Below are 10151 nucleotides of genomic sequence, written 5' to 3'. Positions count from 1 at the left end.
AGGGGTGGAAGGCGTTTTGGAAGTCGGTGGGTAATTGGATTGATGAGCATGCTGATGTGTTGAAGACGATTTCGGAAGTGTTGATCACGGTGGGTTCGTTGGTGGCGTTGTTGCCGGGGTTGGGCACGTTGGTGGGTGGGATCATCGCGGGTATTGGTGTGGGTATCGGGTTGGCGTTGACGTTGACGGGGAATATGTCGTGGGGTGAGTTCGCGATGTCGGCGGCCGGTGCGATTCCGGGGGCGGGTAAGGCGGCGCAGTTGGCGAAGCTGGGCAAGTTGGGCAAGTTCGGTCGTGCGTGTGCCAATGACCCGGTGGATGTGTTTTCCGGTGATGTGGTCGATGTTGATGTGGATGTGCGCATCGATGGGGTGTTCCCGTTGGTGTTCGAGCGGCATCTGATCACGTCGTTTCGGGCGGGACGTTCGTTCGGGCCGTCGTGGGTGTCGATGCTGGATTGTTGTGTTGATGTCGACGAGGACGGGGTGAGTTTCATCGCGCCGGACGGGATGGGTGTGGTGTTCGGCCATCCGGTTGATGGTGTGGAGGTCACCTCGTCGGACACCTCGGGGTGGCGGTTGTCGTTTGTGGATGGCACGTATCGGGTGCGTGAGGTGGCGGCCGGGGTGACGTATGTGTTCTCGATGGTCGGGGACACCTCGTCGCTCCGTGTGCCCGACCCCGATCGTGGGCCGCAGCGATCCTCGCTGCACGACGACGCCGACGCCGATGGCGGTGCTGGTGCGGGTGTGAATTCGGCTGGCACGGTGGCAGATTCGACGTTGGCGGCGCGGACGGGGTTGTCGGTGGTGGTCGGGTTGAGTGCGGTGGTGCACCGGTCCGGGCACTGCCATGAGATCGTCTATGACCCGCAGACCGGTCTGCCGGCCCGGATCGTGACCTCGGGTGGTGCGGTGGTGGTGGTGCACACCGATCCGGTGACCGAACGGGTCTTGGGGTTGTCGGTGTCGGGTGAGGGCGCCGTGTCGGGTGAGGGTGCGCAGGCGCGTGATGTTGCGCGGTATGAGTATTCGTTGGCCGGGCAGCTGATCGGGGTACGCAATCGGTCTGGCCGGCCGTTGCGCTACACCTATGACGCCGCGGATCGGGTGACGTCGTGGACTGACCGTAACGGGATTGTCTACCGGTATGGCTACGACCAGCAGGGTCGGTGTGTTGTGCAGGCCGGTACGGGCGGGGTGTTTGCCAACGGCACGGTGTATCTGCCGGATACCGGTCCGGGCGCGGTGGCGGGTGGGGTGTTGTCGGTGATGGTGCAAACCGCCACCAATTTGGCGGTGGACGATTCGGTCGATGTGGATGCGCGCATGGCGCGGGTCGGTGAGTTGGCGTTGATCGAGCAGGTGGCCGCGGTGGGTGTGGCCGGTGTGGGGGTGGTGTTGCCGGATCGGGATGTCGCGGGTGGGCCGGCGCATCTTGCGGCGGGTGCGGCGGTGTTCGCCGGGGTGGATGAGCGGTTGTGGCGTGATGAGGTGCTCGGTGATGTGCGGTGTGAGATTTATCGGTGTGACCCCTCGGGTGAGGTGTGGCAGCAGATCACGGCTGCGGGTGCGATCACCACGGTCGTCCATGAGCGGCGTCGCCCGGTTCGGGTGGTCTCGGGTGAGGGTGGGGTGGCCACATTCACCCGCGATGAGGACGGCCTGGTCATCGCGGAATCCGCTGCCGACGGCACGAGTGTGGCGGTGCAGTACATGGGGTTGGGGGTCCCGACGCGGGTGATCGATGCTGCGGGTCGGGTCAGCGAGGTCGAGGTCGACGGGTGGGGCAATGTGGTGTCGGTGGTCGGCCCGGATGGGGTGGGTCACGGGTTCGAGTTCGATTACCGCGCTTCGGGTTCGGTGCTGGCGGCCACGATCGACGCCTCGGGTGCGGTGACGCGGGTGGAGTGTGATCGGGCTGGGCGGCCGGTGCGGGTGATCGATCCGGACGGGCGGGTGGTGAGCTACGGCTATGACGTGTTCGGTAACCCGACGTCGGTGATGGATGCGGAGGGCAACGAGTCCCGGCTGGTGTGGACGGTGCATGGGGAACTGGTCGAGCGTGTGCATCCGGACGGCACGCGTGAGGAAGCACTGTTTGATGCCGAGGGCAATCTGGTGGCCGCGGTCGATGATGCTGGTCACCGGCGGACCTCGCGGTTCGGTCCGATGGACACCGCGGTGGAGATGGTCGATGCCACCGGTGGCCGGCTGCAGCTGCGTTATGACACGCAGTTGCAGGTTCGTGAGGTCATCAACCCGGACGGTTTGGTGTGGCGGTTCGACTACGACCGGGCCGGGCGGCTGGTCGGGGAGACCGATTACAACGACGCGCACACCCGCTACGAGGTGGATGTGGCCGGGCGGGCGGTCGCCCGGATCGATGCGTTGGGTCGACGGACTGACACCACCTTTGATGCGGCGGGCCGGGTGGTGGCGTCGGTGTCGGATACCGACGGGCGCACCGAGTTTCGGTTCAACGAGGCCGGTGAACTGGTGGAGGCGGCCAACGCGGACGCGGTCGTCACCTACCATCGTGACCCCGATACAGGGGTGGTGGTCGGTGAAACCATCAACGGCATCACCACCGGCTGGAACGCCGATCCGCGATCGCGGTCGGCGACCCGCACCATCGACACCACCACCATTGCGGGTGTTGGTGGTCGGTGGGTGACCGATTTCGGGTGGGATCAGGCCGGTCTGCTCACCACCGTGGACACCCGCACCGACACCGACGCAACGACTTCCGCGCACCACTCCGCGCACCCGGTTGGGGGTGGGGTGCGTGCGGTGGATGGGTTGCGGTTTGGTTATGACCGCTCGGGTCGGGAGGTGTCGCGGGCGATCGGTGCGCGGGCGGTCATCCGGCAGCGTTTCGATGTGCGGGACCGGCTGATCGAACAAGTCGTCGCCACGACCACACCAGCCACCACCGCACCGGCCACCACCGCTCCGGCTTCTACGACACGGGCAGGTGCGACGACCTCGTCGGGGTCGTCGGCGGGTGGTGTGGTGGCGGGTCGGCGGTGGACGTATCGGGCCGACACGTATGTGTCGGCGATCGATGATGTGGTGGCTGGTCGGGTCGGGTTCGGTGTGGATGGTGAGGGCCGGATCCTCGGCGCCGACAACACCCCTGACCCCACGGGCTCGCCGATGACCGCGACCACGACTGCGGCGACTGCCACGACTGTGGTGGGTGCGCGGGGTGGGGGTGTGGCCGAACGGTTTTCGTACACGCCGGCTGGGCTGTTGGATTCGGTGTCGGGTGGGTTGCCTGCCGTTGGGGTGGCGTCCTCACCGGTGGCGGGTCCGGCAGCTATGGGTGGGGATCGTCGGGTGTCGCGTCGGGGCACGTTGATCACCCGGATCGGTCGGGATCGGTTTGTGTATGACGCGGCGGGCCAGTTGGTGCAGCGTCGCCGTCACCGGTTGTCGCGGGGCCCGGAGGTCACCCGCTTCACCTACACCAGTGCCGGGCAGATCCGGACGGTGGTGTGTGCCGATGGCAGCACATGGCGTTACGGGTATGACCCGTTCGGGCGTCGGGTGTCGAAAACGCACACGGCCGCTGATGGACGCTTGTTGGACACGGTGGTGTTCGGGTGGGATGGCGATGATGTGGTGGCCCAAACCAACATCGCCCACACTGCGCGCGGGCCGCTACCGGCCGGGGCGGCGTCGACCTGGATCTGGACCTATCACCCCGATACGGGCGAGCCGCTGGAACAACACACCCGCCACCACACTCCCACCCACCCCGGCAGCGAGGGTGGCAGTGGCAGTGGCGGTGGTGGTCGGGGTGGTGCGCACCCACCGGCTGGCGGGGATCCGGCCGGGTGGTCGCAAGCCCAGATCGATGACGAGTTTCATGCGATCATCGCCGATCTGTCAGACGCGCCGACCGAGCTGGTCGATCCCGCGTCGGGGCAGGTGGTGGGGCGTGCGACGCGCACGGTGTGGGGTGACACGCGTTGGCAGGGTGTCGGCACCCCGTTGCGGTTCGCCGGGCAGCAGTATGATCCGGAAACCGGTTTGCACTACAACCGGTACCGCTACTACAACCCGGCCACCACCACCTACACCAGCCCCGACCCACTCGGGATCGCACCCAACCCTTATAGTGCCACCGCCTACGTCCACAACCCCCACACCTGGATCGACCCACTCGGACTGAAGCCATGCTTGCGCGGAATCGTCAACATGGTGCACGATGCCGGGTTGCGTGTCGGGTACAACCGTGCCGCGAAGGGAATTACGAAGCGCGGCCTGGCCGACCTGAGGTCTGGTGGCGATCCTGAGTCCATTGCACGGCGCGTTGTTGGAGAGCGCAACGACCTGAAACAGCTGACGCGTGACAAGATGTGGAACCAGAATGCCGTAGCGCGAATGGCCGAGCGGAATGTCGGGAAGTACGGAAATCCGATCGGTCCAACTTTTGAAAAGCTTGCCGAATCGCGGAGTCCGGTGGAGATCATCGAAGGCGGATCTCGAACTGCCTCGTGGCGATCTGTACTCAATATCGTGAGGAGATGAGTTGCCTCTGTTATGCCTATCGCAGCAATTTAGCGAACGCCCTGTGTGCGCCTATGACACTGCCACCGGCGAAGTCCTACACGCGCTAGACCCTCATCACCGCATCCGAGGACTGGTGGAAGAGAGGAGTTCGGCTCCGCTCGCCATCTATCTTTCTGCGGATGGAGTCCGCATGCTACAGAAGGGGACTGCGGGCCTCCCGCTCAGGGAAATCAAGCGGATACGTCACTGGCGAACGTTCGCAGGGCTCAACACTCAATGGGGAAACCGATCGCACCTGACGGTTGAGTCGGACATAGGCACCATCACGGAAGTTCGTCAGCTGGATACTGGGAGATATCGCTTCAGGGATTCAAGCCCGTGGGCGATGCATGACTTCTTGGGCATTGTCAACAATCTGGTGCTCTCAAAGGAAGGCCCGCAGGGTCACGAAAGCGTGTGGACGATGTGGAAGGATGGGGATGTTTTCGAATGATTGGCATAACCGCTAGCTCTTCAGGGTGTTGATTTCCTCCGCGATATTGGATCGTGCTTGGTTTTCCCACATATCTTTGGCGGTGGCCGAGTGGTAAATGGAGGGGCGTTTCGCGAATTCTTCGAGGATGTTTATTCGTAGTCTTTTGTAGAGGAACGAGGGGATATACTTGTACTCTGCTCGCACATTGAGGGCGTATTCGCGGTAACTGTCGATGTCGCTTCCCAGCACGGCGAGATCGGCATCGCTAAGCGCGATCCCGTTGGAGTCGGTGCTGAGCGGCGCGTGGTGTTTGGTGAGTAAGACGAGGCGTTGCACCTCTGCGAGGTCTGAGTCGGCGCCGAGGAGTTTCTGTGCGAGTCGTGCGGAGTCGCGTTCGTTGGTCGTGCGTTTGGGGTTGTAGATGGCGTCGTGGAACCAGGCGGCAAGGATCACTGATCGGTGATCGAAAGTTTCGCCCGCTGTGGCCAGGGTATCGAGACCGGAAATGACCTCATCGAGGTGTTTGACGGTGTGGTGTTTGCGGTGTGGTTCAGACCAGCGACGGCGCAGTTCTTCTTGTATCGCAGCAGGTAGATCAGGATCCACTGATCGATCGTAACGTGAATACCTGAGTGCAATGCAGCAACCTCCGCGCACCCGGCCGGGCGTGGGGTAGGTCCGGTGGATGGGTTGCGGTTCGGCTATGACTGCTCGGGTCGGGAGGTGTCGCGGGCGGTTATCGGCAGCGTTTCGATGTCTCGCTGCGGCCGTCTCCGCTGCCCAATCCCGGGCGTGGCGGAGCGAGGACTGGGCAGTCCCGCGCGTACCGTAGGGCGTCGGCCAGTTCGACACAGCAAACACGACGCCGACAGTGAGGATGCGCGCGATGGATGACCGCTACGGGCGCGATGTGTTGTCGAAACCCCAGCGCGCCAAGCCGCGCGTGCCGGAGGTCGCCGCCGAGACCGACCTCGTCGTCGAGGACGCCGCCACCGGATTCTGCGGCGCGATCGTCGGGTTGGAGAAGAGCTACTCGGGTGACCTCGTACGACTCGAGGACCGGCACGGGCGCAGCCGGGTCTTCGTGATGCATCCGGCCGCATTCCTGATCGACGGCCGGCCGGTGACCCTGGTCAAACCTCGCGGTCGAGGCCCGCAGGCGCCGACACGGACGGCATCCGGTTCACGCGTCGCGCCCAAGACCCGCGCACGCACTGCGCGGGCCAGCCGCATCCTTGTCGAAGGAGTGCACGACGCGACGCTGATCGAGCGGGTGTGGGGTGACGATCTGCGTGCCGAAGGCGTCGTCGTCGAAAGCCTCGACGGGCTCGACAATCTCGAACAGGCGCTGGCCGAGTTCGCGCCCGCGCCACATCGTCGGGCGGGCGTGCTGGTGGACCACCTAGTGGCGGGGTCCAAGGAGGCGAAGCTGACCGCCGACGTCGGCGAGCACGTCCTGGTGTGCGGCCATCCCTACATCGACGTCTGGGAGGCTGTGAAACCGGCGTCGGTCGGCATCGACGCCTGGCCCCGTGTCCCGATGGGCACGGACTGGAAGACCGGTGTGTGCCGGCAACTCGGCTGGGGCGATCCTCGGGATGGCTGGCGCCGGGTGCTGGCCGGGGTCCGTGACTATCGGGATCTGGAAACCGATCTGCTCCGTTCGGTGGAAGAACTCCTCGACTTCGTGACGGCCGCGGCGGGAGACCGCTGAGCGACGATCACCGTCGGCGGATTCTGGCAGACTGGATTCATGAGCGCGCTGCTGTGGTTGGCCGCCGCGATCCTTTTCGTCATCGCGGAGACATTCAGTGGTGACCTCGTGCTCCTGATGCTCGCCGGTGGCGCCCTGGGCGCCGCAGGAGCCGATGCACTCGGCGCCCCGGTGTGGCTGGAGGTCGTGGTCTTCGCGCTGGTGTCCGTGCTGCTGCTGATGGGTGTCCGGCCGGTCGCGAAGCGGCACATGCTGAGCCGTCCGCGCATGCTGACCAACACCGAGGCGCTCGAAGGCAAGCACGCCATCGTGACCGAAGAGGTCGACGATCGCGACGGCCGCGTGAAGATCGGCGGCGAGGTGTGGTCGGCGCGGGCGCTGACCGCCGGTGAGGTGATCGCACCGGGTGAAGAGGTGACCGTGGTGGAGATCGACGGCGCGACGGCGGTGGTCTGGCGAGGCTGAGAACCGCGCTGTCGATTCGGCCCGCGGTGTTCGCGATACGGCGGAAAGGTGTTGTGTGATGGAGTATCTGGCTCTGGGAATCCTGGTTCTGTTCGCGCTGCTCGTGGTTGTGGTGCTGGTCAAGTCGGTGGCGCTGATCCCGCAGGCGCAGGCTGCGGTGATCGAGCGCCTTGGTCGGTACACCCGTACCGTCTCGGGGCAGCTGACATTGCTGGTGCCGTTCATCGATCGGATACGTGCGCGGGTCGACATCCGTGAACGCGTGGTGTCGTTTCCGCCGCAGCCGGTCATCACCGAGGACAACCTGACGCTCTCGATCGACACGGTGGTGTATTTCCAGGTCACCAATCCGCGGTCGGCCGTCTACGAGATCGACGACTACATCGCCGGCGTCGAACAGCTGACCATCACGACCCTGCGCAACGTGGTCGGCGGCATGACCCTCGAGGAGACGCTGACGTCGCGCGACTCGATCAACGGGCAGCTGCGCGGTGTGCTCGACGAGGCGACCGGCCGGTGGGGCCTACGGGTGGCCCGGGTGGAACTGAAGTCGATCATGCCGCCACCGTCGATCCAGGAATCGATGGAGAAGCAGATGAAGGCCGACCGCGAGAAGCGGGCGACCATCCTCGCGGCCGAGGGCCAGCGCGAGTCGGCGATCAAGACGGCCGAGGGCGCCAAGCAATCCCAGATCCTGGCCGCCGAGGGCGCCAAGCAGGCAGCGATTCTGGGTGCCGAGGCGGAACGGCAGTCGCGGATTCTGCGCGCCCAAGGCGATCGCGCCGCCGCCTATCTGAATGCCCAGGGCGAGGCCAAGGCGATCGAGAAGACATTCGCCGCCATCAAGTCGAGCAAGCCGACGCCGGAATTGCTTGCCTACCAGTACTTGCAGCAATTGCCCGAGATGGCCAAGGGTGAGGGCAGCACGGTGTGGGTGGTGCCGTCCGACTTCGGGTCCGCGTTGCAGAGCTTCGCCAAATCCTTTGGGGTGCAGGGCGATGACGGGGTCTTCCGTTATCAGTCGACCGACGAGCCGGTACCCGAGGTGGACGAGTCGGAGACCGAGGACTGGTTCTCCCTCACGTCGGATCCCAAGGTGGCGCAGGCGGTCGCCGAGGCGGAAGCCGTGGCGCGCACGCCCGTCGAACCGGAAGTACCCAGACGCGTTGAGCGTTCACGACTGCCGGACCCGGAGGCGATTGCGCCCGGGCCGGTCTATCCCGATTCGTCGAGTGAGCCGCCGCTACCCGACAACCAGCAGAGCTGACACCCTCGGTGAACCTGACCGGGATGGATCTCACTGGGATCGAGAATTGGGACGCCGGCGAACTCGACACCATCGCAACACATCTGGACGTGCGGAGTCCTGGCGAATTGTCGGATGTGCTCGCCACGGCCGACCGGCTGCCGGCCTGGTTCGCCGCCGGCGACGACTCGCCGTTGATGTCGGACCGACCGGCCGATCAACTCGACACCGCGGCAGCCGTCGGCGCGGCTCGCCGGCTCGCGATGGACACGTCGGTCGCGGTCGGACATCTCCACACGCGACTCGCTGCGCTGCGGGGAATGGCGGGCGCGTCGTCGATGACGATCGCGCCCGATGGCAGCGTGACCGGCGACCCCGCGGCACCCGACCCGGCGACCGATCCCCAGCGGAACCGCCTGCGGTCTCGGCTCGAGGTGTCGGCGCGGGCCCTGATCGATCAGGCCGACGATGTCGTCGCCGAGGCCGACCGCATCCTCACCGCCATTCGTGACGGTCGGATCAGCGCTCGTGCGGCGTCGAATGTGGCCGATGCCCTGCAGATCGGCGCCACGCAGGGTGGCCTGGTTCCCGCTCCGCCGCCGAAGGGTGCGACCCCGGCGGCGGTGCGTGCCGATTGGGATGCGCTGCCGGCCGACCAGCAGCGCGCGCTGATCGCCACCCATCCCGAGTGGCTCGGCAATGCTCCCGGAATCCCGAGTGACGTCCGGCACGAGGTGAACCTGTCGCGGCTCGCGGGGGTTCGCTCGCACCTGCGGGAGGTGCGGGACCGGATGCGCAAACAGGTCGACCGCCACCTGTTCGGTGGGCTCTTCACCAACGAGGACGCCGGTCTCAAGCAGGTCGAACGCAAGATCGCCGACGTCGAGCGGTTACAGGAACTCATCGGCGACAAGCCGTGGAGCCGGCAGAACCCGGACGGGCGCATGCTGCTCCTGCTGGACATGGCTTCGGGGGAGCAGGGGAAGGCGGCCGTCGCCATCGGCAATCCGGATGACGCCGACCATGTTTCGGTGACCACGCCGGGCATGGACACCAACATCCGCGACAGTTTCCCCGGGGCGATGGGGGAGATCGAGTCGCTGCGTGACGAAGCGTATCGACAGTTGCGGCTGACACCGGGACGTCACGGGGAGACGGTGTCCACCATCATGTGGCTGGGCTACGAACCGCCGGACAATCGCGGAACCCGATTGCCCGGTTGGAGCTTTTTCGAAGTGGCACAACAGGATCGGGCCACCAACGGCGCACCCGACCTCGTCGAGTTCTATCGTGGCCTCGACGCCACGTCGAACAAAGACGATCCGCATCTGTCCGCGTTCGGACACTCCTACGGATCGCTGACGCAAGGCATCGCGCTCCAGCAGCCCGGTGGACATCCCATCGACGACGCCGCGTTCTACGGTTCACCGGGATTCGAGGCGGGCACCGAGGCCGAGCTCGGGCTGGCACCGGGACACGGTTTCGTCATGCAGGGCGACCGGGACTGGATCGCGAAGTTCCAGACACGCAAGCGTTTTGGTCTCAACGGCCCCGCACCGCTGACCACGAACCTGCGCCGGCTCGACGTCAACCCGCGCACCACCCCGGACGGAATCGAGCGAGAGGGCGCCCACACGCACGCGGACTACCCGCGCAACGGATCCAACTGGCAGCTTCGGGTGTCCGGTTATCATCTGGCTCGGATCTTGGCGGGATTGCCGCCGGACTGAA

Annotated in this window: 6 protein-coding genes; 5 read left to right on the top strand and 1 reads right to left on the bottom strand. The window is 65.6% G+C overall.

The window, feature by feature from the left end:
• The first annotated feature begins 56 nt into the window (after positions 1–56).
• Entirely contained in the window at positions 57–4538 is a 4482-nt protein-coding gene (locus tag MKW15_RS09385) for an RHS repeat-associated core domain-containing protein (RefSeq protein WP_240857335.1), read from the top strand.
• 487 nt (positions 4539–5025) lie between these two features.
• Here the strand turns inward: MKW15_RS09385 and MKW15_RS09380 are convergent, their stop codons facing one another.
• Positions 5026–5601: an HD domain-containing protein gene (locus MKW15_RS09380; protein ID WP_240857334.1), complete on the bottom strand. Its 576-nt coding sequence runs from the start codon at positions 5599–5601 to the stop codon at positions 5026–5028.
• A 280-nt stretch (positions 5602–5881) separates the two neighbouring features.
• On the opposite strand from MKW15_RS09380, the gene MKW15_RS09375 reads away from it, so the two are divergent.
• From MKW15_RS09375 to MKW15_RS09360, 4 genes are read left to right on the top strand one after another with little or no spacing between them, the layout of a single operon-like run.
• On the top strand, positions 5882–6709 hold the full coding sequence (locus tag MKW15_RS09375; protein WP_240857333.1) for a DUF3097 domain-containing protein: 828 nt from the start codon (positions 5882–5884) through the stop codon (positions 6707–6709).
• Between the two features lie 39 nt (positions 6710–6748).
• Positions 6749–7174, top strand: a complete 426-nt coding sequence (locus MKW15_RS09370) for an NfeD family protein (RefSeq protein ID WP_240857332.1) — start codon at positions 6749–6751, stop codon at positions 7172–7174.
• Positions 7175–7232: 58 nt separating this feature from the next.
• Positions 7233–8441, top strand: coding sequence for an SPFH domain-containing protein (locus MKW15_RS09365; protein ID WP_240857331.1), 1209 nt, complete (start codon positions 7233–7235; stop codon positions 8439–8441).
• Positions 8442–8464: 23 nt separating this feature from the next.
• The gene (locus tag MKW15_RS09360; RefSeq protein WP_240857330.1) at positions 8465–10150 is read left to right on the top strand and encodes an alpha/beta hydrolase; all 1686 of its coding nucleotides are present in this window, start codon (positions 8465–8467) and stop codon (positions 10148–10150) included.
• The last annotated feature ends 1 nt before the right edge of the window (position 10151 follow it).

The organism is Gordonia gummivorans, assembly GCF_022513585.1.
Classification (GTDB): Bacteria; Actinomycetota; Actinomycetes; order Mycobacteriales; family Mycobacteriaceae; genus Gordonia.
This window is presented reverse-complemented; position numbering and strand designations above follow the sequence as displayed.